A 26,998-nucleotide genomic window follows, 5' to 3' on the forward strand; every position below is an offset into this window, starting at 1 on the left:
CTCGATACGGCGCTGGCGCGCCTACTCGACCAACGAGCGAGGGGCGCCACCGCGCCTACTCGACCAGCGAAGGAGAGCTAGGCGGCTTCGGTGAGGTGGGGCGACTCGACGAGGACCGCGACGCGGGGGTCGGCGGTTCGCCCATTCCACTTCAGCGCGCTGACGAGCAGCCAGAACAGGAAGGAGATGGCGCCGATCCCAATGATCGCGCCGCCCCAGATGAGCGATGGCAGCGCATCAGCCGCAGCATCCGGGTAGAGCGGACTGGGAGCGGCCTTCGAAGCGGCGACGCCGAAGGTGATGACGCCGATGGCGATGAGCACGACGGCTACGGAGAGCAGTGCGGCCTGGAACGGATTGTCTCCGCTCCGCACTACCCGATCCACTGTCATGCAGGGAGAGTATCGCCCCCAGACTTGCCGCGCTCGGAACACGCGGGCCAGTCGCGCGAAAGCCTCACCCTGAGCTTCAGGGCTAAGCCTGAGACCCTGGAAGCTCAGCTCGAAGAGGGCATGTGCGAGCACAGCTCGAGGGGGCAGACCACCCACGCATCGAAGCTGTCCAGCGCCACTTTCACCTGGTCGGGAGCGATCTCCGCGATGACCGTTCCTGCTCCATAGCCTTTGACGATCACTCGGTCCGACATCTCAGCCTCCTCGCTCGCGATCAGTGGATGCGAAGCTACGCCCGGCCTCCGACGCAGCGACGGAACGACACGGAAGGGATCTCGGCGGAAGGCGCGTGCGCCAGGCAACCGATGCGCAGGTCAGTGCAGGATGCCATCTGTCCCGCTAGCTGCCCTGCTCGAATTCTTGAGCATCCGGCGCGGCCGACGGGCGCTGGAGCGTGCCCCTTCATCCATCCCCATACCCCAGAATGCAGACAATCCTGCGTCCGGAATCCCCGGAATCATGCGGAATTCCGGCCGTTCCCAGATCGCGCCGCGACCATCCCACCAAACCGATTCGTCCTCAGTTGGTTCGGGCCCTCGTCGCACGCGCGTCATGCCCGAGCCGAGCCCTCGTGGCCTAGACCTGGCCGCACCCACGCCGATGGTACGGTTCAGGCCACCACCCCTAATCCGTCCGAGGGACCCGATGCCCGCGCAAGTCCATCGCATCGCCGTGCTCGATGACCACGAGATAGTGAGCGCCGGCGTCGCCTCCCTCCTCGCGGGGATCGACGGTGCGGAGCTCGCGATCACCGCCCGCACCGTTGACGAGCTGAGTCCGCACATCGAAGACATAGACCTCGTGCTGCTCGACCTCCGCCTCGCAGATGGCTCCCAGCCCGGTGACAATGTGCGCTGGCTGCGCGACAACGGTGCCAACGTGCTGGTCTTCTCCGCGGGGGATGATCCCGACCTCATCCGCTCGGCGGCTCGGTCGGGCGCCTTGGGCATGGTCATGAAGTCGGCGCCCAATGCCGCCATCGTCGAGGCGATTCGGCTGGCGATCGAGGGAAGCACCGTCCCGTCCACCGAGTGGGCGGCGGCCATCGATGGTGATCTCCAGCTCGCCGATGCTCGCCTCTCCGTTCGGGAGAAGGAGGTGCTCGCCCACTACGCGGCGGGCGACAAGGCCTTCAGCGTGGCGATGAAGACGGGCCTCTCGATCGATACGGTCAACAACTACATCAGCCGCATCCGCCGCAAGTACGAGCTGGTGGGCCGCGACTCCCCCAGCCGGATCGACCTCTACCGGCGGGCGCGCGAGGACGGGCTCATCGGCGGCGAGATGTGACCGTCGACGTCCCGTCTGCTGACTACGATGTGGTCCGTCGGCCGATCCACGATGGACTCACCGCGCGCGGGATCCGTCGTGCGCTCGGAGCGTCGATGGGGGCGGCCAGCATCGTGTTCGGAGCGCTGGCACTGCCGACCGCGATCCAGCAGATCTCCCTCCTTCGGCCCTTATGGTCGGCGCTGTTCATCGGATTGCTGCTGCTGCTGCCGGTAGTCGTGGCGGTCGGAGCGCTGATCGACAGCCTCCGGGTGATGCGCGCGGCCGCCTGGGCGCTGACGATCGCTCTCCCGGTCGCGACGATCACCTGGATACCGGCGATGGTCGACCCGCCGCTGATCCCCGACGACGGGCAGCCGTGGCTGCTCGCCATCACTGCGGTCCCAACGAGTGCGGCGTGCTTCGTCCTCTCCCGACGCTGGGCGTGGACGTACGTCCTCGCGGCGTCGTTGCTCACCGGAGGGTTGAGAGTCATCACCTCCGACGGCGAGAATCACTTCGTCCTCGCCATTGGCGACACCCTATACATGATCCTGCTCTGCTCGATCTTCGCAGCGGCCATCCTCGCTGTGCTGCGTGCGGCCACCACTCTCGACCGGTCCATCGCACGAGCCACCCGCGAGGCCGCAGCGATCGCCGACGCCAGGGCGCTCGCGCGAGAGAACGCTCGCTTCGACGCGCTCGTGCACGACGAGATCCTTTCCACACTGGTGGGGGTGCTGCGGCAGCCGACCGCGTCGGACGAACTCTTGGCACAGGCTCGCCGTGCGCTCATGCGGGTGGAGCAGCTCGATAACAGCGCCGAGCCGGTCAGCCATCCCGGAGAGCATTTCGCCGAGCGGCTGAGCCGCACCATCGCCGACATCTCCCCCAGGCCGCTCTTCACCTCCTCGGTCACTCACGGCACGTCGATGCCGCGCTCGGTCTGCGCCGCTCTGTCGGACGCGACAGCGGAGGCAGTCCGCAACGCGCTGCGGCACACGGCTCCCGACGACGTCATCGCGGTCGACGCCCGGGTCGAGCCGAATCAGGTTGCCGTGACAGTCCGCGATGAGGGCCCCGGATTCGCTCACGACGACGTCGACGATTCGCGCCTCGGAGTGAGGCTCAGCATCATCGCTCGAATGCGTGATGTGCCGGGCGGATCGGCAGCCATCAGCTCGCGGCCGGGAGCCGGCACGAGCGTAGGGCTGCACTGGCGTCGCGATGACTGAAGCGGCCTCGAACACAGAGGCAAGCGCAGAGCTCCCCGAGCCGACCAGTCCCTCGATCTCGATGACGCCGGGCACCCTGCTCGGCATCGGCACGCCTGGCGCACGGGCGCTGCTCTACCTCTTCTTCATCACCAACGCCGCGCTGCTCGGAATGAGCATCGCCGACTATCGCACGCCGCTTCCCGCGGTCGCTGCCTTCCTGGTCGTATCCGCCATCGCCCCCTTCCTGTTCGTCGACAGCGAGCGGCCGCTGCCAACCAAGCTGGCTCTGCTGATCGGTTCCGGGCCCGTGCTCGCTACGGCAGCCATCAGTTGGGAGATGCCTACGCACGGCTGGCCCGGATACGCGTCATGGCATTTGGGAGCCTCGACGATCATGCTGTTCTTCCTCGCCATGCGCGGGCGGATCGCGATCGCCTGGGTCTCCTACCTGCTGATGTCGGCGATCACCATCGTCTGGGCCGTTGATGTCGGGCAGGGAATAGGCACAGGCATCGCCTTGACCGATCGCAACGCAGGGGTCCTGCTCATCGGCTCCCTCTTCGGTGCGGCTATCGGACGACTTGCGCAGCGGATCAGGAATCTCTCCGAGATCGAGGTTCGACGCGGAGCGGCGATCAGCGCGGAGCAGGTATCCGTGGCTCAGCGAGGGGTGCGCCTCGAGCGCCTTGAGCAGATGGCTCTGCCCTTCCTTCGTCGAGTCGCCGGCGGCGCGGATCCGGCCGAGGTGCACGCGGAGGCGGTCGTGCTCGAGGGGCAACTGCGCGATCAGGTTCGCGCGGGGGTCCTGGCGCCGGCACTTGCAGAAGCGGTGAGCGAGGCACGCGCACGGGGTATCGACGTGACCCTTCTCGACGACCTCCGAGACATTCCTCCGTCCGACGTCATGGATGGCCTCACCGCCTTCGTTCGGGGACGGCTTGCGGAGATGACGGAGGGCAAGCTCGTGGTGAGGCTGCTTCCGCCCGGACGCGAGATCCGTGCGACGGTGCTGGTCTCACGACCGGACGAGATCAGTGACCGTTACGACTTCAGATGACCGTTGAGACTCGAGTAACCGGTCTTGGTCCTAGAGCTTCACCAGGCCGCAGTCGGGACAGAGCCAGCCGACCGTCGTGACCTCCATCTGAGTGAAGTCGGTGGGACAGAGGGGTGTGCGTGGCAGCCGATCGACGGGTCGACCGCGCGGCCGCCAGTATCGTCCAGTCCATACGGCTCCGCTGGCTCGTGCATCGGGATCATCGGGCTCGGGGTCTCCCGCCGCCAAGTCGTCGGCCGTAGGAAGCCAGTCGTCGTCGTCGACCTCGGGCTCTCGCATGTCGCCGAATCGCCCGTAGAACTCCGACTCTTCCGGCTTCAGCGGGCCGTAGGACGATTCGCCCTCTGGCGCCGGCGGGAGGTAAGGATGTCCATGCTCATCGAGCAGTGGCCCCCGCGCGCGCACGGAATGGATGTCTATGGTCCGACGTCCCTTGTGTGAGGTGTCGTCCGGTGTCTCCATGGTCTCTTCCTCATGCGTCGGGATCTCATTCTGACGTGAGGATCGTACACAGGCAGAAGTTACCCACAGCTCCGTGCATCCGCCCAGAGCTCGCTACCGGTGCGAGTCCATCCGAGCACCCTCGTAGACGCGCGCCCTCTGGCACATGAGTCCGACGAACACTCCCAAAGGAGCCGAGGCACAGGTCCATACCGCAGCCGTGATCAGAATCGTCGTCATTGAGAACCTGGTTCGCTTCAGAGGCGGACCTTCGGGTCGGGCCGCCATTGGCGCCCCCATTCAATCGCATTCGGGCGGAATGCCCTACTCCTGCGTCGTCGGCGCTCGCCGCTAGCCGGCGGGAACCCCTCGCACGTCGTCGACGGTGATAGCCGATGAGCTTGGCGCCGACCCGCTGCTGAGGTAGGTGTAGATGCCTACCCCTCCTGCCGACTGCAGTCCCGCGGTGGCGTCGCTCACGCTGACCTGCCACGTCGTCGGCTCCGTCATCCCGACCTTCCAGACCTTGGCGCGGACCGTTGTCGGAGATGCTCCGAACACCTGCACCCGAACCTGGAGCCGGTCGCCGGCCGCATAGGTCAGGCCGCTCACCCTGACCTCCTGCAGGGTGGTGCCGGTCCGAAGCGCCTGAAGTCGCACGGCGCCTGTGGTGCTGACGACGGCGCGGGCGGTGTAGTTGGCGGTGCCGACCCGGCGACCCATCAGGCCGACGTAGGTGCTGCCTGTCGTGGTGCGAGGGAAGCCGAACGTGGCCGTCAGGTCCGTGCTGGCCGACGACACGGAAGCGAGATAGGCGTTGCGTTCAGAGCCCGCCGGAGTGGTGATGCGGCCGAGGCCGCCGCTGACGGAGTAAGAGGCCGTGCTGCTCGAAGTCGTCCAGGCTCCACCGGTGTCGGCGGTTCCGAAGCTGTTCGTGGTGGTCCGGGCGAAGGCATCCGCCGCGAAGGCGGTGCCTACGGGAGGCGTCACTGTGCTCACGGTGACGGTGCGACTGGTCGAGTTGGTCGCCCCGCCGTTGTCGGTCACTGTGAGCGTCACCGTGTACGTGCCCGCCGCCGCGTAGGTGCGGCTGGTCGTTGCTCCGGTCCCCGTCGATCCGTCGCCGAAGTTCCAGGCGTACGAGGCGATCGTGCCGTCGCTGTCCGTCGATGTGGACCCATTGAAGCTCACTGCGAGCACGTTCGAGGTGCTGGTGAAGGCGGCCGTCGGCGGGATGTTGGCCGGCGGGGCAGAGGTCACGGTGATGCTGCGACTGGTCGAGTTGGTCGCCCCGCCATTGTCGGTCACTGTGAGCGTCGCCGTGTAGGTGCCCGCGGCGGCGTAGGTGCGACTGGTCGTCGCTCCAGTCCCTGTTGTTCCGTCGCCGAAGTTCCAGGCATAGGAGGCGATCGTGCCGTCGCTGTCCGTCGATGTCGAGCCGTTGAAGCCCACTGCGAGCCCGTTGGGGGTGCTTGTGAAGGCCGCGGTAGGGGCTGCGTTCGCCGGCGGAGTGACCGTGCCGGAGGTCGTTGCCGACAGATCATCGAACGCGATGACTGCGTTGGCGGGCGTGGCCGAGCTGCTCAGGTAGCTGTAGAGCGCGATGGAGCCCGCCGTCTGCAGCCCTGATGTGGTGTCGGTGCGGCTGATCTGCCAGGCGCTGGGCTCGGCAGTGCCGACCTTCCAGACCTTGGCGCGGAGGGTTGTCGGCGAGGTGCCCACGGTCTGAACCCTCAGCTGCAGGCGATCTCCGGTGTTGTAGGTGAGCCCGGCCGGGGTCACCGACTGCAGCGTGGTGGCGGTCGCCTGAACCTGGAGCTGGACGGCCCCGGTAGAGGCGATCACGACGCGAGCCCGGTAGTCGGAGCTGCCTACGCGGCGGCTGAGGATGCCGGCGTAGACACTGCTCGCCGTGGGTCGCGGCACCGAGATGGTCGCCGTCACGTCGGTGTCGGTCGACGAGACGCCGGCCAGGTAGGCGTAGCGGGTGCTGCCGGATGCGGTGGAGATGTTCGCGGTCCCGTTGGCGACACCGAAGCTCGTGGCGCCGCTCGAGGTGGTCCACGTGCCTCCGATCTGAGCGGTGCCGAGGCCGCCGCTCACGGTGCGCGTGAAGCTGTCGAGCGCCAGCTGGTTGCCGGTCGGGGGCGTCGTCGTAGTGCTGACAGTGATCGCGCGGCTGGTTGTTCCAATGGCGCCTGCATTGTCCGTCACCGTGAGAGTGACGGTGTAGGTGCCTGCGGAGGCGTAGCTGTGGGTCGTCGTGGCTCCGGTGCCGCTCGCACTGTCGCCGAAGTTCCAGGAGTACGACGCGATGGTGCCGTCGGCATCCGAGGATCCGGTGCCCGAGAAGGTGGCGGCGAGACCGCTGCCGCCGTTGGTGAATGACGCGGTCGGGGCGAGGTTCGCAGGTGCGCTGGCGGTGTTGATCAGGCCGGGCGTACCGCCCGTCGTCGAGGTCGCGGTCCAGCTGGAGGCGAGCGAGTTGTCGGACGAGGTCGAGTTGAGCTCGAGCGACGGACCTGTGCCATCCGCGGCGGCAGGCCACGGATCGGTCGGCGAGTAGCTGACGGTGTCGACCACACGCGCTCCCGCTCGCAGCTCGACGGTCTCGCCGGAGTTGTCGAGCGCCCCGCTGAACTGGCCGCCGACGAATCGGTTGCCGCTGTAGGCGGCGCGGAAGGCGACGTCGTTGCCGACGAAGACTACTCGTCCGCCTGCGGGGATGACTGTCCCGGGCTGGATGGTGAGGCCGACGGCGTCGATCGTCCAACCAGACACGTCGACTGCGGTGCCGCTCGGGTTTGCGAGCTCGATGAATTCGCCGCCCGTGCCCGCCGGGTTGTACTGCAGCTCATTGATCACGACCGCTGCGGTGGACGACTGAGAGGTCGGAACCAGCTTGCCGGCTCCGGTGTTGTTGGCGATCGCGTTGCGACGGTCGGCGAGGCCGTTGAGGAAACGCGTGCGGTTGGAGCTCGCAGAGCTGCTCCCCCACTTGGCGGAGTCGAGCGCCCAGTCCGAATTGGTGGTGGCGGTGATCGCGTCCCACTGCGCCTCGTACTGTCCCGCAGGAAGGAACTGGTCGGCGAGGGTGCGCAGCCGCCGGTAGTACATCTCCTTCACCTCGGGGTAGTTGAGCATCGCGATGGTGAAGTTGTTGGTGGTGTCAGGGGTGAGGAAGAGTCCCTTGTTGTCGGTCGCGGCGGTGCCGAAGGTGAGGTCGAGGTCCCACTGCCACATCTCCCAGCGGCCGGTGCCCTCGGTGTCGCGGGCGACGTACCAGTTGTGCCAGCCGCTGTCCTGATGCCGGATGATCGACTGGATTGCCATGTAGTTGACGAGCTCGGGGATGTTGACGTTCTGGTAGATCCACGCCTGCTGCGCCGCGGAGGAGGAGGCCGAGACGTTCTGGCTGAGGTTCCAGACGTCGGTGTAGTCCTCGTCTTCACGGGTCTTCTTGTCCAGCCAGGCGTTGGCCTGCAATGCCGCTGGTGATGCGGTGCGGCCGAGCGAGCCGCCGTCGCCCTTGTAGATGGCCCAGTCATCGACGCCCTGATCGTCGCGCCACGAGCCGTCTTCGGTCTCCATGATGCGGCCCAGGCTCCAGAACGTGCCGTTCTTCTGGGTGCGGACGGGGATGATGGCCGGCCCGCGGTTGCCGGCCGCCTTCACGGTCGCCCAGCTGATGTCCGCGTTGTTGTTGGAGTAGTTCTGGAGGGCGAACTCGTCGATCGGGTAAGGCAGCTGGCCGCCCATGTCCCACTCGTAGCCCTTCGGCAGCTCGACCTTCCACTGGACCTTGGCCGCCTGACGGGAGGCGCCGCCTCGGATGTTCATCAGGACGTTGTCGAAGACCTCGCCGTTGTAAGACCACACCGCTGCGCCCTGCACGTCGTCCTCGCGATGATTGGCGAGCAGGTCGTTGTAGACGGCGTCGTCCATGAACCATTCGATGACGGGCAGCTGGGTGCTGACTGCGGAGTTGGTCACGACGACCCCGCGGTAGCGGGCTGAGTCGTCGGCGGCGGGAGCCGAGAAGGTGGCCGCTCCGCGGGTGGCGTCGATACGGTATCGCACCAGCTGACCGGCCGCCTGGCCGGGGATGGTGGCTCCGTATACGCCGTCGCCGGCGCCGCCCGGGCTGGCCGCGTCGTCGAGGAACGGCAGAGGAGTGTCGGCGCCGAAAGCGATCCGATAGGTGAGCGTCGCCGTCGATCCGCTGAGCAGGCGCGCTGAGACCGCGATCGCCTGGTTGGGTGTCGGACGGTTCGGGGTGGCCGTCAGCTCGCTGATGGTGGGGGCGGGGCCGGTCCCCGCGATCGAGTTGACCGCGTGGGGCGTGCCGCCCGCGGTCAGGCTGGCGCCCCAGCTGTCGGCCAGGGTGTTATCGGAGAACAGATCGCGCAGTTCGAGGGTGGGGCCGGTGCCGTCAGGGGTCGCCGGCCAGGGGGTGGCGTCGGCGTAGGTGACGGTGTCGACGACGGCGAGGGCCGCGTCGACGATGGTGACAGCCTCGCCGCCGTTGCTGAGGTTGCCGCCGTAGACGGCGTCAGGCGCGAAGCCGTGGCTGAGCTGGAACTGAGCGGCGTCTTTCGCGATCACGAAGTAGCCGTTGCCTGCGATCGAGGCGCCGGCCGGGAAGGTGCCGGTGACGCCTGCGCTGAAGCTCCAGCCGCTCATGTCGATGGGCGCGGATGAGGTGTTGGTCAGCTCGACGAAGTCGTCCCCGTCGAGGTCGGAGCCCGCGTGGTAGTTGAGTTCCGAGATCACGACGCCGCCCGGATCCGCGAAGGCGGGAGCCGCACCTCCCAGTGCGAGGCCACCTGCGACCGTGCTCAGAGTGAGGAGTGAGATGAGGGCGCGGGAGCGTCGTCCAACCGTCATTGGTGGGGAACCTTGCATGCTGTGAGCGAGACCTCAGCGGGTGAGCCGGGGCCTGCGACCTGGGGGGTGGCTGGGGGTCACAGTACTCTCAGACGATTCATGGGCATGACCCCCATTCGGGGGCATGCTCAACTAGTTGAGCAGCATTCCTCCGATCAGACGGCCTGCCGGCTCTCGATACGGGCGTCGTCCGAGCTCTCGCAGCTGGCCTGCACGGCTCATCATCGCGATGGTGATTCCGAGTGGGAGCGATCCGATCGCCCAGATGGCCCCTGCCACCGTCAATGTCATCGTCATTGTCATATTCATCTGGTCCAGGTGTAGCCGCGGAAGGTGAACACGAGGACAACACTGGGTCACGCGCGAACGACAGATCCATGCACCGCTGGCATCTTCAGCCGTATCGGGATCAGCGGAACGCTCAGAGCACGCGGCGGCCAGCCCGCACATCTATATAGAGGAGAAGGTCGCGTCGATGCACGGCTCGGCGCACAGCGACTGCCAGGAGCGCTCCGAGGAGAGCGCCGAGGCTGTTCGCGATGATGTCGCCGATGCTGGCGACGCGGCCGGGCAGCAGCAGAAGCTGGCTGAATTCGATGAAGCTCGAGGTCCACGCCCCGCAGATGATCGCCGCCCACCAGAGGTGTCGCGGTAGCAGCAGAGCGATGAGCAGCCCGAGGGGCAGGAACATCAGGACGTTGGCCGTGAACTCGAAGACGGGATAGCCGATGAAGGCCGGCAGCCCTCGCTCCTGCAGCTCCTGGATGATCCGACGAAGCTGAATCGCGATCGGCCGGTCTGGCGCCGTGGGGGTGAGTGTCATCGCGATGACGATGACCACATATGCCGCCAAGAGGATGGAGACCAGTCGGAGACGGAAGCGTGTTGCCAGGGCCGCGCCTTCCGGTCGACGGAGCATCGAGTCTCCAAGGCTACCCGACACGGCTCCGGCTCCTTCCGGACGACCGAGGAGCGCCGAGCCCCCGCGGCGAAGCACCGCGTAGCCGCACGCCCTCCCCGCCCCACGGCTGGAGCCTCCGCCGCACCAAAAGTTTCCTATGGATTTTCGGAGTGAAGTGGTATCAGGCGGGACACATCGAGAAATCCCCGATGAGCGGTTGCTTTCGACAACGAGCATCTTAAAGGTCGAAGCAAATATGACACCTTCAAGCCCAGCCTGAGGGTGAGAGCCGGCCCGAAATAGCTCACATATGGTGATCGCCGACCCCTGCTGCTCACCCCCGAAAAGAGAGCTACTCGTGGCCAATCGCCCCATCGCCCTGTCCATGTCTCGACACCCCTACCGTGTCGCGGCCTCCGTCCCCCTGATCCTCCTCACCGCTGTGACGTTCACCGTCTCTGCGCAACCGGCCATCGCGACCCCGTCGTCCGCCGAGTCCCCTTCGATCGTGCTCGCCTCGTCGAAGCAGCCCCTGTCCATCGATCGTGAGATCACCGCCGAGATCGCTGGCCACTTCGCTGACTTGCGGGCCATTGAAAAGGCGGAGCGCGATGCCGCAGATGCGGCACACGCCGCGTACCTTGCGGCCCAGGCGGCCGCCAAGCTTGCGGCCGAGCAGGCGGCCGCCGCGGCAGCGGCAGCCGAAGTCGCCGCGGCCGAAGCCGCCGCACAGGCCGAGACGGCAGCGACCGCCTCCGCGGGCTATTCGGGCTCTGGCAGCTCGTCTTCCGGTTCGAGCGGCTCCAGCAACGGCTCTTCGGGCAATGCGGGATCTGGAGGCATCGGCGTCCCCTCCGGTGTCTCGCTCTCGGTGGTGTCCGGTGACGTCACCGTGACACAGGCGGGCACCGTGCTCGACTCTCTCGATATCCACGGACGAGTCATCGTCAAGGCTCCGAACGTCACCATCCGCAACTCGATCGTGCGCGGGACGGATTCCGGCGGCAAGTACGGCCTCATCGATGCCATGGGCGGCTACGCCAACCTCCAGGTCATCGACACCGAGATCGCGGCGAGCAATCCCAACTGGTCGGTCAACGGCATCATGGGGTCCAACTTCGAGCTGCACGGTGTGAACATCCACAACACCGTCGACCAGGTGAGCATCGCTGGAAGCAATGTCGTGATTGCGAACTCGTGGCTGCACGGCGGTCTCTGGTTCGCGGACGACCCCGATCACTCCGACGGTTCGCACAGCGACAACATCGAGATGACCGGCGGCAGCAACGTCACGATCACCGGCAACACCCTCGACGGCGGCAGCAACGCTGCCATACAGATCACCCAGGACCGTTCCACCGTGTCCAACCTGACGATCTCGGACAATCAGATCGGTGGTGGCGACTGCTCTATCAACATCAGCGAGAAGGGCAAGGGCGCCATCCAGGGCCTGTCGATCCTCGGCAACCTGTTCGGGCTCAACACCTCGATCGGTCACTGCGCGATCGTGGGTCCGAGCAGCACTCCGATCAATGCCTCGGGCAACGCATTCGTCGACGGCCTGGTGGCTGCCGTCAAGGAAGGCTGAGCGCCCCCCTCGGCCGAACTGTCCGCTCCGCGGCTTCTCGAGGCGCTCGGCCTCGACAACGGATGAACTCGTGCTCAGGCCGCGACGTCGTCGCGCATCGGCTCCTCAGCCGGCAGCGCGATGGCGGCCGCGGCCTGTTCGCGTCCGCGCCGCATGCGGCCCTGCAGGAGTCCGAAGACGGCGGCTGCGAAGAGCAGACATCCGAGCGGGACGAAGACCAGGACGCCGGTCGGGCCGAGGGTCGCGGCACCGCCGACTCCGATGATGAAGCTGATCAAGCCGAAGCCCGAGAGGGCAGGAACGTACTGAGACACGGGTGATGTCCTCTTTGGGTGAAGAGTAGGCGGCGTCGGGTTTACACCGCACCGCCAGCGTATGCGTCAGGTACGCGCGGGTATGCCCCTCTTTCGGGCAGCCGGTCTCAGACCATGCCATGCCTCGTTGGCAGACGAGGAGCGCCGGCGCCGCGGGAAGCGCTATGAGGACAACCCTCGGCAAGGCCGCTCCCAGCGACCGAAACAGCTACGCCGCGAGGTCGAAGTTCGGCTTCTCCTTGTCGTCACGGCCGGTGAATCCGTCGACGACCGTAGACACGGCGAGGCTGATGGCCATCCCAGTCACGCAGGTCACACCGAATACGACACCGAAGACGGCAAGAGGGAGACGAAGCATTCCCCCTGTCTATCTGCCGCCTGCACCGCTGCCCCGGAGGCACGCAGGTGGGGGCTCAAATCAGTAGCCGCGGCGATAGAGCGTCAACGCGCCCAAAGCGAGTCCTGCCGCCAGGAGCAGGCCGAGGATGCTGCCCACCAGTACTACAGGCCCGGGCAGGCTGCCGAGCAGGGTGGTGGGCTGCGTGGAGAGCCGCGCGACTGATGCCGCGTTCTCGGAGTTACTCGGGCCGATGGCCTCCGTCGGGAGCTGTGCGGGAGTCGCAATGGCATCTGAGCTCAGACTTGATTCTCTCGCCGGGGGAACCTCGACAGTCGAGGCCGCGGCAGGCTGCCCCAATGAAGAGGTCGAGCTCGCGCGGAAGGTAGTGGTCAGCCCAGCGATGATCTCGACGGGCGTCGCGGACGGACTCGGCATGGGGCCAGATGCCGACGGGTTGCCGCCGACCGCGGCGATGGGAGCCGTCGTGGCAGATGGAGACGGCCGCGGAGTCGACGACGGGCTCGGCTTCGGGGTGGGAGTCGTTGTCGGCCGAGGCGTTGCTGTCGGGGTCGGGGTTGCGGTTGCGGTCGGTGAGGGCGTCGCGGTCGGTGTCGGTGTCGGTGTCGGTGTCGGTGTCGGTGTGGGTGTCGCGGTCGGCGTAGGAGTCGGCGTCGCAGTGGGCTCTGGTGTCGCTGTGGGAGTAGGAGTCGCGGTCGGCTCAGGTGTTTCGGTCGGCGCGGGGGTGCTTGCCCCGGTGGGTTCCGGGGTCGGCGTCGGCTCGGGAACCGCCACCGCGCAGGAGGTCGGCGCGAAGATCCACGTGATGGACGTCAGATCCCCCGCCAGTCCCCCGCCAAGGGTGTCGACATCTCCGAAGACCAGGCCTTCGGCAAGGGTGAATGTATAGGTGCCTATTCCGAGCAGGTTCGACTGCGTCATCGTTCCGTCCGCGGTGGCAGAGAACTCCTGCATCACCGTGCCGGCGCAGTAATCGGCTAGCGACGGACTCTGCGGCGGTGTTCCCACCCACTGGCCGTCGACTACCTCGGCGTGCGCTGCGGTCGCCAGCATCGGGGCGCCGAGCGCACCGATCGCGATGCCGAGTGCCGCCAGCGCTGTGCCGCGCCGGGTCGAGCGTCGTCGAAGATGACTTTCGCGGCCGTCTGCGGCAGGCGAAGATGGATGGTTCTGAAGCGGGTGGGTCACCGCTGCTCGTCTCGGGTAGTTGAGCGTGGAGCTCACAGAGTACGTCCGAGTTGCCCTGCGCGCTACCCCTTGTGCAAAGCGACGGATCGTCGTCTTTTCGTCAGGCGGCGAGGGCGAAATCCGAGCCGCGCGTGGGCCGCCCGGTACGGGGTGATGTGCTCCGGAGAGGTGCAAGGATCACGACGACTGCCATGCAGGTGACGCAGAGTGCACCGACGAGGAGCGCGGTTGCGAGCGAGATCTTTGTCATGGCATCTGTCTAACGGACTCGAGACACCCTCCCTGCGGATTCCACGCACTCGTCACACAGCGTGCACCGACTCGTAACCTCACCCCACCACACTCACCCGGTGGCTGAGCCGGGCGCACAGCGCCCGAGTCGAAGCCCACCCGACCACACTCACCCGGTGGCTGAGCCGGGCGCGAGCGCCCGCGTCCAAGCCCACGCGACCACACTCATCCGGTGGCTGAGCCGGGCGCCCAGCGCCCGCGTCGAAGCCCACCCAACCGGCCTACGTAGCCCTCGACCTCCGAGCCCGCCTCCCTGTCACATCAGGCGCAGCGCCCGACTCCCGCTCCCCCGCCTGCGGCGGGACCACCCGCACGTGCTCCTGCACCCGGTCCACCGCCTGAATCAACGTAGACGCTCCGCCGATGCGCCTCCCGGCTTCGTCGGCGGCCACGTACTCGGTCGGCGTCATCGTGATGGTCGCGTAGGGCTCGCCGAAGGCGTCATGCAGCGTCCATCGGCCACGAGGGGCTTCGATGGCGGAAGTGAGGGGATGCCAGGGCGTCTCGGGTGACATCCGGAGTGGGGCGAACCTATGGGAACCGTCAAGGTGGACGATTTTCGGTCGTTCGGACCGAAGCCCGATTCGGATTGGTCTTTTGGGCGATGAAATGGAGAAAGCCCGAGGAACAGTAGTTCCCCGGGCTTTCGCTCAGCTCAGATCGCTCGACGCATAGTCGAGCGGCAACTCAGGCGGCCGAGGCCATCTCGCGGGCCGGCTTGCGAGTCATGGTGGAGAGACGGGCAGTGCGGGCGCTGGTTTCCTTGACCTCCGCGATACGGATGGCCCGGCCGATGCCGAGTCCAAGAACAAGACTGACCGCTACCCAAACGACCGCCACGATTGCGATGACTCCCCAGAAATCCATGTCTTGATCGTGGCAGTTTGTCCCCCGCCGCCCCACCCCCACTGAGAGCGTCGGCATAAATGAGGACATGCCTCGGGCGGGGATCCATTCCGCCCCGTCAAGAGTGTTTCGAGGCCATCACCTGCTGAGGACCGCGGTGATGATCGCCCCTGCACAGATGCTGAGCGCGCACGCACAGGCGAGGAGCAGCCAGTTCGGAGCCCCCTTGGTCTGCCGCTGCCACCAAGGCTTCGGGAGGTAGTGAGAGCGTCGTCGGGCCATGTGGGCACTGTATCCACCGACCGTGAACGAGTCCTAGTAGGGCAGAAAGGCCGATGCCTCAGCAAAGGTGCGGGTTCTTTGTTCCGGTCGAAATTGATCCCGACCTGAGCGAACCTAAAAGAGCGAGAGAATGGCGACCACGCCGCCGACGGCAAGGGCCAGCGCGACCACATAGATGAGGTAGTCGCGGGCTGTGCGCACTCGTCGTCCTCGAGCCGTGTAGCGGATGGCCTTCGTCGATGATGCGCTCATGGAATGACGTTATCCGCGGCACCTAGGAAGTCCCAACAGGCTCGCCGCTTTGCGCAGGTGGCCCCGCAGTCACCTGCTCGGCCCGGTTGCTCGCCTCGGTCGCGGCTGCGTTTGACGCCGAAAATTCAGTCGGCGTACTGCGGGATGAGCCGGCGCAGCAGCTCAGCGGTCTCTGGCCAGCCCTCGACCGCATGGCACTTCACTCCCAGCGCCTTGACCGGGTAGTCGTTGCCGTCGGCGTCCAGACGGTCGCCGACGAACAGCATGTCGTCGAGCGGGATGCCGGTCATCTCCGTCAGCTTCTTCATGCCGTAGGCCTTGTCGATGCCCAGCCGGGTGATGTCCACCGAGGTGGAGCCGCCGGAACGGACCTCGAGGTCGGGCAGGTCAGCGGCCACCGCCGCTCGGAGGCTGTTCTTCCGCTCCCCCGTCGGGTCCCATGCCTTCTTGGCCTCGACGGGCGCCGCCTGGCCGAGCGCGGAGAAGGTCACCTGTGATCCGCGGTCCTCCAGGACTGGTCCCCACGTGTCGGTCTCCCAGAGTCCAAGCTCCTTGGCGCGGGACTCGAGCGAGGTCATGGCGGCGGAGATCTGTTCTGCGGTCAGGTTCTCGGCGTAGACCTCGTTCCACTGGCCGTTCCAGGTGAGGTACTGGGTGCCACAGGTGGGCATGAGGTGCAGTCGACGCAGCTGCTCGGGTGTCGCGTCCGGGAGCTGAGCGATCACCTGGGTCTGGAACTGCCCGATCTGCCCTCCCGAGATGATGCAGACCTCAGCGACGCCGAGCAGCTCGAGCAGCAGTCGTCCCATCTCGGGGTCGATAGCCGTCTTGGAAGGGGCAAGGGTGTCGTCGAGGTCGAACGCCACAAGCGTGGGCGACCAGTCGCCGCTCCACGCGTCGTGGGCGGCGATGGTACGAGAGTCGGTCATGGCAGAATCCTCGGTCATGGTGGCGGCTCAGGAGAGATGCACCTGAAGAACGATCATCTCGCACTCCATGCGCAGACTCACTCAGACGCCACTTCTGGGCAACGCCTGCGAGCTCGAGCGCGCATGGCCGTAGAGGGTTGGCGTCCGAAGTCTCGATCGATCAGAGCAGCGGATGCGCCAGCCCAGAGCCGAAGAGGTAGACGACAGTGGCAGATCCAAGGATCAATGCAAAGAGGGTCGCGAGCAGCCAGCGTGGGGCGCCGCCGGTCTCGTGGATCCACCAGCTGGGTGGGCGGTGGGGATTTCGGGTCATGGAACCAGGATAGAAAGTCCTGGTCAGCGCCAACATGCCCAGTGAAGGGGCCAGTCGCGAGTCAGCTCACTACGAGGAAGCTCGCGCACCCGGCTTCGTTCATCTCTGGATGGCTACCAAAATCACTACCCCGCTCGCTATGAGCGCGAGTCCACTCATCATCAACAGCCACCGCGGAGCGCCTCCGATCGAGACGAGCCACCAGTTCCTCGGCCGCAGCTCCGAGTCAAAATAGCGCGGGTCCGAGTCGCGAGGAGAAACCGGTCCGGCCGGCGCCCCGTCCATCAGGTCAAGATCCTTGGTTCATCGGTCGAGCGCTCGCACGGAGCGATGGAGAAGTGAACAGCGACCACCTCGGCCCTCCTCGAAGATGTCGGAGCCCACGCAGTGCCGCGCGCCTTCGTCCGTGCGAGGACTACGCGTAGGTCGGGGTAGCGACGTCCCGAGGTGCCTCAACGAGCGCAGGGCGGGTCGGCTTGCGGCGGACGACGGTAGCACCGAACGTCACCATGGCTCCCAGACCGATGAGACCGGTCGCTCCCCACGCCAGGATGGCGGGGCTGACACCAGGGTCGACCGCCGACGTCGACGCACCTGCGGAATGCGACTGAACGGCGGATATCGTGACCGCCGTGGCAGCGGCTGGTGCGCCCAGAAGAGCCACGGCGACAAGGGTGATGGCAGGCAGAGAGCGAAGCGACAAGGTCGGAGATCCGTTCGTTCTTTTCGGGAGAACTGGTAGGAGGCAAACTCAAGCGGCATCGATCGAGTGGAGCGGGTGGTATCACCGTAACCGATCATTGCCCCCTGGACGAGGGGCAATGTTACGACGGTGTGATTCTTCGGCGCGTCGCTGCGAATGGGGCGCGTGGGGTGGGGGCAGCGAACGCCCATGCGATCGCGCGCCGCCTAGAAAGGCAGTGACCGTCGGTCGCTTCCCGCTATCTCGCACCCGCAAAGCGATGTGGATCGTTGCACTCGGGGTGACCGATAGATTGACCCAAGAGCATTCGTTCGTATGCGGAGGCCCCTCGTATCGAGCCTCCGACCCGACACGAAGGAGATGGGATCCGCCAGTGACTGCGAGCGCAGGTTCGGAGGAATGACGATAGCGAAGAGCACCGAAGCCGAAGACTGGCGGGCCAGTTATCGGCGGCGGATCGTGATCACCGACACCCTTGCCGTCGCCTGGGCTGTAACGGGCGCGCAGCTCATCACATTCAACGATCGGCTGGCTCTAGCCGCCCAGGATGGGGTCACCTCACTGGCGGTCTCCTATTGGTTGGTTTCGGTCCTCCTCATCGGCGGCTGGATGCTCGCGCTGCACATTGCAGGCAGCCGCGGAGTGCGGGTGATTGGGACCGCAGTATCCGAGTACCAGGCCGTGCTTATCGCCAGCCTGGGGCTCTTCGGGATCGTCGCGATGCTCGCGTACGTGCTCGACGTCGACATCGCCCGCGGCTACCTCATCACTGCGCTCCCGGTAGGGGTAGCCGCCCTGATAATCACCCGTGCCCTGTGGCGGCGCTGGCTCAAGGCCAAACGCCTCGCAGGCGAGTGGTCGTATCAGGTCATGCTCGTCGGCTCCGAGGGAAGCGTCACTCATCTGGCTGAGCAGCTCCGACGCAGCCCTGCGTCCGGGTACCACATCGTCGGCGCGGTGATCCCTCGCAGCCGGCTGGATCACCTCCCCGGCACTCACGTTCCCGTGTGGCCGAACCTTTCGGACCTGCTTCAGCACATGGATGCCACGGGGGCGGACACCGTGGCGGTGGCCAGCAGTGACGACCTTCCCCCGTCCCGGATGCAGGAGTTGAGCTGGAGCCTGGAGCCTGGACGTCGTCATCTTGTGGTGGCTCCTGGCCTCACCGATGTGGGCGGCCCTCGCATTCACATGCGCCCGGTGCTCGGGCTGCCGCTCATTCATGTGGAGACGCCCACGTACAGCGGGCGGAAGCTCTACACGAAACGGGCATTCGACATCGCCGGCTCTTTCATCATCCTGCTTCTGCTGCTGCCGGTCCTCGCCGTAGTGGCTCTGCTCGTACGGATCGACAGCCCCGGACCCGTCTTCTTCGGCCAGCCACGCATCGGCAAGGATGGCACCGAATTCCGCATGCTCAAGTTCCGTTCGATGGTGACGAACGCGGAAGAGCTATTGGCGAAACTTCAATCGGAGAACGAAGGCGCGGGGGTCCTGTTCAAGCTGAAGCAGGACCCACGTGTCACCAAGGTCGGCAGAGTTCTGCGGCGGTTCAGCATCGACGAGCTGCCCCAGCTGCTCAACGTGCTGCGTGGGGAGATGTCGCTCGTCGGCCCCCGACCACCTTTGTTGCGCGAGGTGGAGCAGTACGAGGACAAGGTGCACCGACGCTTCCTGGTCAAGCCGGGCGTCACGGGGCTGTGGCAGGTCAGCGGACGGTCGGATCTCTCCTGGGAGGAGTCAGTGCGGCTCGACCTCTACTACGTCGAGAACTGGACCATGACGGGCGACCTGGTCATCCTCTGGCGCACTGCCCGCGCCGTTGTCGGATCTTCGGGCGCCTATTGAGCGGCCAACGCCCGATAGGCGCTCAACCTGCCCGAAAGATCTCGAGAGAACGCGTCGAGGTCTCGAGGTCTCCAGGTCTCGAGGTCTCGAGGTCTCGAGGTCTCGAGGTCTACGGTCGGCCCATACCGCGGTAAGTCCATCCGGCCGCACGCCACTTCTCGGGGTCGAGGGTGTTGCGTCCGTCGATGATGACCTTGTCCTTCACGAGCTCGCCGATCTCGACCGGGTCGAGCTCGCGGAACTCCTTCCACTCCGTCACGAGCACGACGATGTCCGCGGAGTGCAGGGCGTCCATGGTGTCAGTGGCGAACCCGAGCTGGGGGTGCAGGCGGATCGAGTTAGGGATGGCTTCGGGATCCGTGGCGACCACCTTGGCACCCAGTCCATGCAGCTGCACGGCCACGTCGAGCGCGGGTGAATCGCGCACGTCGTCGGAGTCGGGCTTGAAGGCCAGGCCGAGCACGGCGACCTTCTTCTGGAACACCTGCCCGCCGAGCGACTCGATGACCATGTCGACCGCGCGCTGACGGCGACGGAGGTTGATGGCGTCGATCTCTTTGAGGAAGGCGACGGACTCACCGCGCCCGAGTTCTTCGGCGCGGGCAGCGAAGGCGCGGATGTCCTTCGGGAGGCAGCCGCCCCCGAAGCCGATGCCGGCATTGAGGAAGCGACGGCCGATTCGGGCGTCGTAGCCGATGGCGTCGGCGAGGGCCGTGACGTCGGCTCCAGCGACCTCGGCGATCTCGGCCATGGCGTTGATGAAGGAGATCTTGGTGGCGAGGAAGGCGTTGGCGGAGACCTTAACCAGCTCGGCAGTCGCGTAGTCGGCGACGACGAGAGGCGTCTCGTTCGACAGCGCGGTCGCGTAGACCTCGTCGAGCAGGGCTTTGGCCTTCGGCCCTTCGTTGCCGGCAGGAACGCCGTAGACAAGGCGGTCGGGAGCGATGGTGTCCTTAACGGCGAAGCCCTCGCGCAGGAACTCGGGGTTCCAGGCGAGCATGGCACCGGTCCCCGCGTCCGCGATGCTCTGAGCCAGACGCGCGGCGGTGCCGACTGGAACTGTCGACTTGCCGACGACGAGGTCGCCAGCGGAGAGGTGCGGGATCAGCCCGTCGATGGCCGAGTTGACGTAGGTCATGTCGGCTGCGTTCTCGCCCTTGCGCTGCGGAGTGCCCACGGCGACGAAGTGCACCTTAGCGCCCTTGGCGTCCGCGAGGTCGTTGCTGAACGACAGCCGACCGGAGGCAAGAGCCGACTGCAGGATCTCGTCGAGTCCTGGCTCGAAGAAGGGGGCCTTGCCTGCGGAAAGCGCCGAGATCTTGGCGGGGTCGACGTCGATGCCGACGACCTCGTGGCCGAGCTCGGCCATGCTCGCCGCGTGGACGGCTCCTAGGTAGCCGCAGCCGATGACAGAGAGCTTCATGGGGTTGATTCCTTGGGGGTCAAGAAGGAACGTCACGGCGGTGTGCGGAGTTCTTTCATATCAGAACGCCTAGGAAGCGCCGTCGACGATGGCGAGGGGAGGTCGTGGGTGCGACTGCCAGCGTGTTGCCTCGGCAAATCGCGTTAAATTAGTGTCTAACACTATTCGGCCGATTGGCGCAGGCCCCCAAGATGGTGGCGCGACGCGAGGCACCGATCCTGTACTAGCGGCTTATCGTCAAATCAGATCAGGTTTGGATGTCGTACCTCGCCTGACGTGGAGACATCAGTCCGGTAGCCGGTCAAGCTCCGGCGCCGACTACGCAAGCAGTTAAACCACACAAAATTCCGGGAACACCAGACTTCCTCAAGCAGCAGGTGCGTCAATTACCTCGCGCTGTACGAGGAACTCCCGCAGCACAGGCGCAATCCGCCGAGCATAGGCTGCCGTGATGTGGGCGGCATCCAACTTCACCGGGAATGATCCGACGAATGCAGGACACTGTCCGCCAACGCAATACCACATTTGAGGATCGATGAACGTTGCGCCAATTCTCTTCGCCAAGCCCCGGTCGGCATCGGCATACTGATCGGGCACCTCACTTATGCAGTCAGCCGGGTGACTGATGGGGGTGTAACACTCCGCGACGTTCTTGTCGGACGGAGGCCCGGGAAGCACAACGAACTTGGTTGCCGGCGAGGAAACCTTCGCGACCTCCGAGGCGGCGTTACTCGCCGTGAGGATCCCACTGATGAAAACGAGATCTGGCTGAAGCCGATTTATCGCCTCCACCGCCTCATCCGGGCGCTGCCCGCACCCCTCCCTCGTCCCCTGATCGCTTTCGGGAAGAATGCTGTAGTCCGCGAAGGGACATCCAAACATGCCGTACGGAATCACTCTCCACCCACTATCACCAAGCGCAGTTCGAAGCGTCTCGATGTAGGTCATACTTATCGAGCTTCCGACCGCGACTATCGTCCGCGGCCCTTGTGCATTTCCAAAGATGCATTCGGACTCAACGGAGGTTATGAAGCCACAAGGAAGGATCTCCTTGGGTGTCTGCAGCCCCGCAATAACCTCGTCCAATGTCGGATCCAAATCTGGCCAATCTGTTGCTCGTAGCGCAGACGCGACCTCGTTTTGTAGCGAGGCCAGTTCTGGCTGATCCGCCAGTGGGTCGTCCTGATCACCGGCTTGCGGAACGAACCGCGGAACATTGGCTGTCACGGGAGTCTGCTGGTGAACAGCGCCAGCCACCAATGCGACAATGACTAGGCCCGCGAAACTTAACGCGGTGAGCCTATAGCGAAGGGTAAAAACGGACACCTCCGTATTCCTGCGCTTTCGCCGCCGCCTTGATCCAGCCCGAACTAGCCTGGGCTTCCGCAACAGAAATTTAGATCGGCGTATGGGGTCCTCGAGAAGGTGAAAACTGTAAACGGATAAAGTACCGAACACCGCGAGACACATCATGTTCTGTATAAACCCTCCTCCAACGAGGGTCTGGAAGAAGATGATTACCGGGAAGTGCCACAGGTATAACGAATAGGATATGTCCCCGATATAACGGGACACAGGATTCACTAGCGGCCAGATCCGAGGCCCGTGGTCGCCAGAACCAGCAATGATAATTGACGCCGTGGCCAAAACAGGCAAGGCGGCCCACGGAACAGGGAAAGCCGAAGCCTCACTAATGACGATAAGAGAAGCAATCAAGCCAGCAAAGCCAAGCCATCCCAACCACGCACGAAATCGAGCCGACGGCCCTGTAAGCATCGCTCCCGAAACCGCTAATAGCGCACCCACGCCGAGCTCCCAGGTGCGCGTGATTGTGGAAAAATAGGCGACAGTGGGTCGGAACTGTGTCTCCCACGCCCCCCACGCGAAGGTAGTCGCAATTAGGAGAATCATAATCGCGGTTAGAACCGTCCGCGCCTGTATGCTTCCACGACTCCTTCGCTTCTTAACCAGAAAGAACACCAGTAACATCAACCACGGCCAAATGAAATAGAACTGCTCTTCCACGGCGAGTGACCAAAAATGCTGCAACGGCGACTCCGGGCCTGTCGCCTGAAAATAGTCAGTACCCACAGATGCGTAGCGCCAATTCGCTACGAAAAAGAACGACGCGAGCGCGTCCAAGGCTGTACTTGAAAGCCGATCCGCGTTGAAAAGAAAGCGAGCGGCAAGGATCGTGCTCAGCAAAACCAGCGTCGCGGCGGGCGCGATTCGCCTTAATCGATTTCGGTAAAACCCCTTGAACGAGATCGAACCGGTACGCTCGTGTTCGCGCAAGAGCAGGCTCGTAATCAAGTACCCGGATATCACAAAGAAGACATCCACTCCTACAAACCCACCCGCGGGCCAGCCCAGGAGGTGATCCAAGATCACGGCCACTACGGCGAAAGCCCGAAGTCCTTGAATATCACCTCGAAACCCATGCTTACCGGCACGCTCAGGCGCCACCGTGGTGACCGGGGCGATGGGCGCAGCGGGGGCGACGGGCGGAGCGGGGGTTGTTGATGACATGCGACATCCTGAGGTCCGGGATCGCAATATTATCGCTGCCGCGAAAAGTCGAGAAGGCTTGTCCCGAAAGTCGAGCACTCAAAAAGTCGAGCACTCAAAAGTCGAGCACCGCTCAGGGTAGACGCTGGAGCGACGCGCGAAGAGTGGCTACCGATTGTCTTAGTGAAAATGACCATTCCTCTGCGGCGACACCCTGATTTCAGGCCGCGTGCAGTGGCGCCTTATGGTCAAGCGCTGCTCTGCTCGGAGAGTGCGGGATCGGCAGTCCAGCGACGACCCGATGGCCTCTCATGACGAGCGCCACGCCTCGGCCGCCCTCCGACCGCGACCTCCTTCGCGGGCGGCCCACACCTCAACACGCAACTCGCCTTGAGTAACCGAGTCCTTGTTCCGCTGTCTCACGAGCGACTCTCTTCCCGGAAAATCCAACTGGCGCCGCGCCGCTCGTCTGTTCGAGGTATAGGCCGTCAACGATGCCCTCCCCCTCCGCCCACGCCCACGCCCCGCCATCCCCTTCACCTTGCGCCGTCCCCTTCACGTTCACCTTCGCCTTCGCCTTCGCCTTCGCCTTCGTTCTTACCCTCGACTCCACCGTCCTCCGAGTTGCCGAAGCCCTCCCGGTCGAGTTCGCGATACTCCTTGTTCCCTGCCCATCGGCACCGGCATCGCATCGGCATCGGCATCGGCATCGGCATCGGCATCGGCATCGGCATCGATGGTCTCGGGACGAAGCCGAACTGCGTGGCCGTGGGAATTGAGTTGAGGTTGGCCTCAGGTCGGCGATGACATTCGCGCCAAGTCACTACAGCAACAAGGCGCCGGCAATTTGCGGAAGTCGTCGAAGTCAAGCTTGAACGCTAGGCCGAGGAAACCGCCTTCTACTCAAACTCTGACCACCATGCGGCGATCCGTGCGAGGGCAGTCATGGCAGCACCTGCGACCTCCGCGATCCCAGCCACCACCGCCTTGATGAATAAGATCCTGGTGGCGAGATGCACGTCGCCGCGAGACTCACCAACTCCACGATCACTTAGTCCGCGATAACCAGAGGCGTACCGTTGAAAAGCGCCAGCCTTGATGCCCCTGGCTAGCTAGCGACTAGGCGGTCGGGAGAGCTGGTGTCTCCAACTGGGAACCCTTCGCAGAGTAACTCGAGGGCCAGGCATGCGAGGGCGAGCAGCAATGCCACCGGGCACGATCGAAGTGACCCGGACCAGGTCCCAATCGGATAGGTACGGGATGAGCCCGTCGACCGCGGACCCAACCAGGTCGCGGGAGCGGCGTCCTCTCTTGCCTCGCAGCGCCGACGGCGACGAATGGGCACCGATTGGAACCGCAAGGGCCGATGGGGACGCACAAAGAGTGTCAGCAAATGCATCCCCCGCCTCCATGCTAACTTTTCGCACGGGTCTCAGTATTGACAAAAGAACACCGCGACCCGGTTCTCGCCCCAGTGACAAGGCGGCGCGGCTACCGGGCTCGAATTATCTATCCAAGCGCCACCCCTGACCACACACGGCCCACTCACCTCTCGGAGGAAAGCACCCCTTGGAATCACAAGCGAGCATCGACAGGACATCCCCAGAAGCCCAAACCATTGTGCTTAGCTGGGTCAAGTATCACGGGCGCTCCGCAGGAATCGCAAAAGGCCTCCGTGGTACCGCTCTCTTCCCTCCGGACGAGATAATGAACTTGAAGGTCCCTAGCCGATATGTGCAACTCGCAAAATGGACCAATACGACACTAAAGGAGACATCGGCAAAACTGATAATCGTGATGATGCCGCCGTCGTTTCTCGTGTTCGCCGTCAAGCTATGGACGCCCAGGACGACGAGAGTGGTAGGGGATCTTCACTCAGCTGCATTGAGGGGCGCCCGCTGGGGTTGGCTCCGAGGGCTTGCCTTTTGGAGTTTGCGGCGTGATGGCGCAATCGTCACAAACCAGGAGGACGCAAGACTCCTTGCGCTTCACCGTGTGAACTCAGTGATTCTTCACGATGACATCAGTATTGCGAGAATCGAACTCAAGCACAAAAAATCTGCCATCCGCACGGTGGTCTTCCCCGCCAGCTACGCTCCGGACGAACCCATTCCAGCCATACTGGACGCCTGCAGGCTTTTGCCCGACATTCGTTTTGTATTCACAGGCAAAGCTCCAAACGCACTTCGCGACAACTTGCCGGCTAACACTACCGTCACCGGATTCTTGGCCTATGAGGACCTTATCGAGCTGTTGTCAACCGCAGATTCTATTCTAGCCATCACTACGAGAAACTTCACGATGCAGCGCGCAGGGTACGAAGCTTTTTCCCTGGGCGTACCTCAAGTCACGTCAAATTTCCCGGTGCTTCGAGAGTTCTACGAGGATACGGCCAGCTATTGCAACCCGACCGAACCCGAGAGCATTCGGGACGCCATCATGGACTCCCTCGCCCGGACGACTACGATTAAAGCAGATATCGAACACCTACGAGGTCGGCGCATTTCCGAACAAAGGGCGACATACGATGCGATACTCGCTAAGGCTTAATCGAGGCTTTCAGGCGGGATATTTACCCGGATGCATTTCGCCTTGCCTGCGAGCGAAGTTCTTCATCTTCGAGGCGAACCTAATACCCTTGGGCATTGAGACAATAACGGCAAGCGGCAGGAGTGCAGATGGCCAAAGTATAGCGCGGTCAACGAATCCAAGGTTTAGTTCAAGAATACCTGACAGCAGGAAGGCCACGATGTAAAGCGCGGCAGGCATCGAGCGATGTGAGGCAGACCGGATCGCCAACTTCATTGCAATAAAGAGCATCGCAAGCACCGCGATAGAAAGAACCACTCCTCCAGTGGCCAGCAATTGAAGCCACTGATTATGAGCATGAAAGACATACTGATTTGCCGTAGAACCGAAATCGCTATCTGTTCCGGTTATAACAGTGAACCACCGCGAGCCCATGCCAAGGATTGGGGACTCGGCGACGTAACTTAGCGTGGTGGCCCAGATATGCCCTCTGCCAGTAAACGCTCGCGCATCTCCAGAGAAGAAGAACGGCACAAGTAACGAAACTATCAGCGCGATCGTCCCAACAACCCAGGCCAGCCTCCTTCGAGATGTGTCCGAGTCGATGAGTACGAGGAGCAGCGCAAGCACTGCAATCACGATCATCGTGATGAGCGAAGATCTAGATCCGGTCCATACGATTGCGAAGACGACGAGAACGACTCCGAGGACCCTGCCGAACCGCGTCTTCAGGTAAAGCATTAGCGGTAGTAGCAGCACCAAAAACTGGCCCAGATTATTCCCAGAAAAGTAGACGCCGGACAAAAGGGATCCGAACAGCAGTGCCTTCTCCGAAGCTATGAACTGACCCGTCGTGATTGTCTCCAGGCCCGAATTTGGAAACATTGAACCGAGGATGACTGAGATCGCTGCTACCGCGATCGCGCAACGCGCGATGACCCGTAACCCAGACTCTCCCAATCGGGCCCGCCAGATCGCCACGCACAGCAATGGATAAAGTAGCGATTGTGGAGACGGAATTATCCGGTGCCCGAAGAAGTCAAAGACTGTTAACAACAGCCAAGGAATCAGCAAAACGACAATCCCCGCGACTGCTGGGGCAGTAGAGGCGGAACGGCGCTGTCGTCGCACGATCAGGTACACGCAAAGAATGATGGCGACCAAGCTAATGATGGTGCGCGTTAACGATGCTTGGGCCGAATCAACCACGCTGGCCCCAACGATTCTTGCTGAAGCTCCTCCTAGAAACTTCTGGATGATGTTGGGGACGAACACGAGCGCGAACATGGCGACGATGACCGCTACGGCAGGCAGGTCGCGTCGGTGGGCCCCGCCGTCAACCGTGTCCGATACTGATCGCGCCCCGTTCTGAGCATCGATGTCAGCCCCGCTCGACGGCACT

24 protein-coding genes are annotated in these 26,998 nt (G+C 64.2%); 7 read left to right on the plus strand and 17 right to left on the minus strand.

The annotated features are described in order from the left end of the window. Positions 1-77: 77 nt before the first annotated feature. Together E6C64_RS08955 and E6C64_RS19040 are read right to left on the minus strand one after the other, a co-directional pair. A complete protein-coding gene (locus tag E6C64_RS08955) occupies positions 78-392 on the minus strand; it encodes a hypothetical protein (RefSeq protein WP_136427113.1) in 315 nt (104 codons plus the stop codon). Between the two features lie 104 nt (positions 393-496). Continuing rightward, positions 497-646, minus strand: a complete 150-nt coding sequence (locus E6C64_RS19040; RefSeq protein ID WP_158437796.1) for a hypothetical protein — start codon at positions 644-646, stop codon at positions 497-499. Between the two features lie 451 nt (positions 647-1,097). Between E6C64_RS19040 and E6C64_RS08960 the strand changes: the two genes are divergently transcribed. The 3 genes from E6C64_RS08960 to E6C64_RS08970 are packed head-to-tail and all read left to right on the plus strand — an operon-like array spanning position 1,098 to position 3,995. After that, complete coding sequence (locus E6C64_RS08960) at positions 1,098-1,742, plus strand: response regulator transcription factor (RefSeq protein ID WP_136427114.1); 645 nt, start codon at positions 1,098-1,100, stop codon at positions 1,740-1,742. Next, on the plus strand, positions 1,739-2,956 hold the full coding sequence (locus E6C64_RS08965) for an ATP-binding protein (RefSeq protein ID WP_136427115.1): 1,218 nt from the start codon (positions 1,739-1,741) through the stop codon (positions 2,954-2,956). Before E6C64_RS08960 ends, E6C64_RS08965 begins: the two co-directional genes overlap by 4 nt. Then, a complete protein-coding gene (locus tag E6C64_RS08970; protein ID WP_136427116.1) occupies positions 2,949-3,995 on the plus strand; it encodes a DUF8320 family protein in 1,047 nt (348 codons plus the stop codon). Before E6C64_RS08965 ends, E6C64_RS08970 begins: the two co-directional genes overlap by 8 nt. A gap of 30 nt (positions 3,996-4,025) precedes the next feature. Here the strand turns inward: E6C64_RS08970 and E6C64_RS08975 are convergent, their stop codons facing one another. The 4 genes from E6C64_RS08975 to E6C64_RS19050 all read right to left on the minus strand — a co-directional run bounded on the left by E6C64_RS08975 (position 4,026) and on the right by E6C64_RS19050 (position 10,242). Then, positions 4,026-4,457, minus strand: a complete 432-nt coding sequence (locus E6C64_RS08975; RefSeq protein WP_136427117.1) for a hypothetical protein — start codon at positions 4,455-4,457, stop codon at positions 4,026-4,028. A 330-nt stretch (positions 4,458-4,787) separates the two neighbouring features. Next, positions 4,788-9,323 (minus strand): PKD domain-containing protein, encoded by a 4,536-nt coding sequence (locus E6C64_RS08980; protein WP_158437797.1) that lies wholly within the window; start codon positions 9,321-9,323, stop codon positions 4,788-4,790. A gap of 132 nt (positions 9,324-9,455) precedes the next feature. After that, positions 9,456-9,620 carry a hypothetical protein gene (locus E6C64_RS19045; protein ID WP_158437798.1) on the minus strand — a complete coding sequence of 55 codons (165 nt, stop codon included), beginning with the start codon at positions 9,618-9,620 and terminating at the stop codon, positions 9,456-9,458. A 124-nt stretch (positions 9,621-9,744) separates the two neighbouring features. Then, positions 9,745-10,242, minus strand: coding sequence for a VanZ family protein (locus tag E6C64_RS19050; RefSeq protein ID WP_158437799.1), 498 nt, complete (start codon positions 10,240-10,242; stop codon positions 9,745-9,747). 340 nt (positions 10,243-10,582) lie between these two features. On the opposite strand from E6C64_RS19050, the gene E6C64_RS08990 reads away from it, so the two are divergent. Continuing rightward, positions 10,583-11,812 (plus strand): hypothetical protein, encoded by a 1,230-nt coding sequence (locus E6C64_RS08990; protein ID WP_136427120.1) that lies wholly within the window; start codon positions 10,583-10,585, stop codon positions 11,810-11,812. Positions 11,813-11,886: 74 nt separating this feature from the next. Here E6C64_RS08990 and E6C64_RS08995 read toward each other — a convergent pair whose 3' ends face one another. Next, a complete protein-coding gene (locus E6C64_RS08995; RefSeq protein WP_136427121.1) occupies positions 11,887-12,126 on the minus strand; it encodes a hypothetical protein in 240 nt (79 codons plus the stop codon). 208 nt (positions 12,127-12,334) lie between these two features. Then, complete coding sequence (locus E6C64_RS19055; protein ID WP_158437800.1) at positions 12,335-12,484, minus strand: hypothetical protein; 150 nt, start codon at positions 12,482-12,484, stop codon at positions 12,335-12,337. Positions 12,485-12,749: 265 nt separating this feature from the next. Between E6C64_RS19055 and E6C64_RS19060 the strand changes: the two genes are divergently transcribed. Further along, positions 12,750-13,373, plus strand: coding sequence for a hypothetical protein (locus tag E6C64_RS19060; protein ID WP_158437801.1), 624 nt, complete (start codon positions 12,750-12,752; stop codon positions 13,371-13,373). 1,277 nt (positions 13,374-14,650) lie between these two features. Here E6C64_RS19060 and E6C64_RS09005 read toward each other — a convergent pair. The 5 genes from E6C64_RS09005 to E6C64_RS09015 all read right to left on the minus strand — a co-directional run bounded on the left by E6C64_RS09005 (position 14,651) and on the right by E6C64_RS09015 (position 17,288). Next, positions 14,651-14,830 carry a hypothetical protein gene (locus E6C64_RS09005; protein ID WP_136427122.1) on the minus strand — a complete coding sequence of 60 codons (180 nt, stop codon included), beginning with the start codon at positions 14,828-14,830 and terminating at the stop codon, positions 14,651-14,653. Between the two features lie 375 nt (positions 14,831-15,205). Further along, on the minus strand, positions 15,206-15,343 hold the full coding sequence (locus E6C64_RS19065) for a hypothetical protein (protein WP_158437802.1): 138 nt from the start codon (positions 15,341-15,343) through the stop codon (positions 15,206-15,208). A gap of 125 nt (positions 15,344-15,468) precedes the next feature. After that, entirely contained in the window at positions 15,469-16,272 is an 804-nt protein-coding gene (locus tag E6C64_RS09010; protein WP_199240991.1) for an HAD-IIB family hydrolase, read from the minus strand. Between the two features lie 160 nt (positions 16,273-16,432). After that, positions 16,433-16,585 (minus strand): hypothetical protein, encoded by a 153-nt coding sequence (locus E6C64_RS19070; RefSeq protein ID WP_158437803.1) that lies wholly within the window; start codon positions 16,583-16,585, stop codon positions 16,433-16,435. Positions 16,586-17,000: 415 nt separating this feature from the next. After that, the gene (locus E6C64_RS09015; RefSeq protein ID WP_136427124.1) at positions 17,001-17,288 is read right to left on the minus strand and encodes a hypothetical protein; all 288 of its coding nucleotides are present in this window, start codon (positions 17,286-17,288) and stop codon (positions 17,001-17,003) included. A 399-nt stretch (positions 17,289-17,687) separates the two neighbouring features. On the opposite strand from E6C64_RS09015, the gene E6C64_RS09020 reads away from it, so the two are divergent. After that, a complete protein-coding gene (locus tag E6C64_RS09020) occupies positions 17,688-19,136 on the plus strand; it encodes a sugar transferase (RefSeq protein WP_136427125.1) in 1,449 nt (482 codons plus the stop codon). A gap of 109 nt (positions 19,137-19,245) precedes the next feature. Here the strand turns inward: E6C64_RS09020 and E6C64_RS09025 are convergent, their stop codons facing one another. The 3 genes from E6C64_RS09025 to E6C64_RS19215 all read right to left on the minus strand — a co-directional run bounded on the left by E6C64_RS09025 (position 19,246) and on the right by E6C64_RS19215 (position 23,795). Next, entirely contained in the window at positions 19,246-20,559 is a 1,314-nt protein-coding gene (locus E6C64_RS09025; RefSeq protein ID WP_136427126.1) for a UDP-glucose dehydrogenase family protein, read from the minus strand. Positions 20,560-20,925: 366 nt separating this feature from the next. Further along, positions 20,926-23,088, minus strand: coding sequence for an acyltransferase family protein (locus E6C64_RS09030; RefSeq protein ID WP_136427127.1), 2,163 nt, complete (start codon positions 23,086-23,088; stop codon positions 20,926-20,928). Positions 23,089-23,603: 515 nt separating this feature from the next. Then, the gene (locus tag E6C64_RS19215; RefSeq protein WP_199240992.1) at positions 23,604-23,795 is read right to left on the minus strand and encodes a hypothetical protein; all 192 of its coding nucleotides are present in this window, start codon (positions 23,793-23,795) and stop codon (positions 23,604-23,606) included. Positions 23,796-24,636: 841 nt separating this feature from the next. Between E6C64_RS19215 and E6C64_RS09035 the strand changes: the two genes are divergently transcribed. Beyond that, positions 24,637-25,617 (plus strand): glycosyltransferase, encoded by a 981-nt coding sequence (locus E6C64_RS09035; RefSeq protein ID WP_136427128.1) that lies wholly within the window; start codon positions 24,637-24,639, stop codon positions 25,615-25,617. 9 nt (positions 25,618-25,626) lie between these two features. On the opposite strand, the gene E6C64_RS09040 is transcribed toward E6C64_RS09035, so the two are convergent. After that, positions 25,627-26,997 carry an O-antigen ligase family protein gene (locus tag E6C64_RS09040; protein WP_158437804.1) on the minus strand — a complete coding sequence of 457 codons (1,371 nt, stop codon included), beginning with the start codon at positions 26,995-26,997 and terminating at the stop codon, positions 25,627-25,629. Position 26,998: the final 1 nt, after the last annotated feature.

It is taken from the genome of Naasia lichenicola (assembly GCF_004801885.1).
Lineage (GTDB): Bacteria > Actinomycetota > Actinomycetes > Actinomycetales > Microbacteriaceae > Naasia > Naasia lichenicola.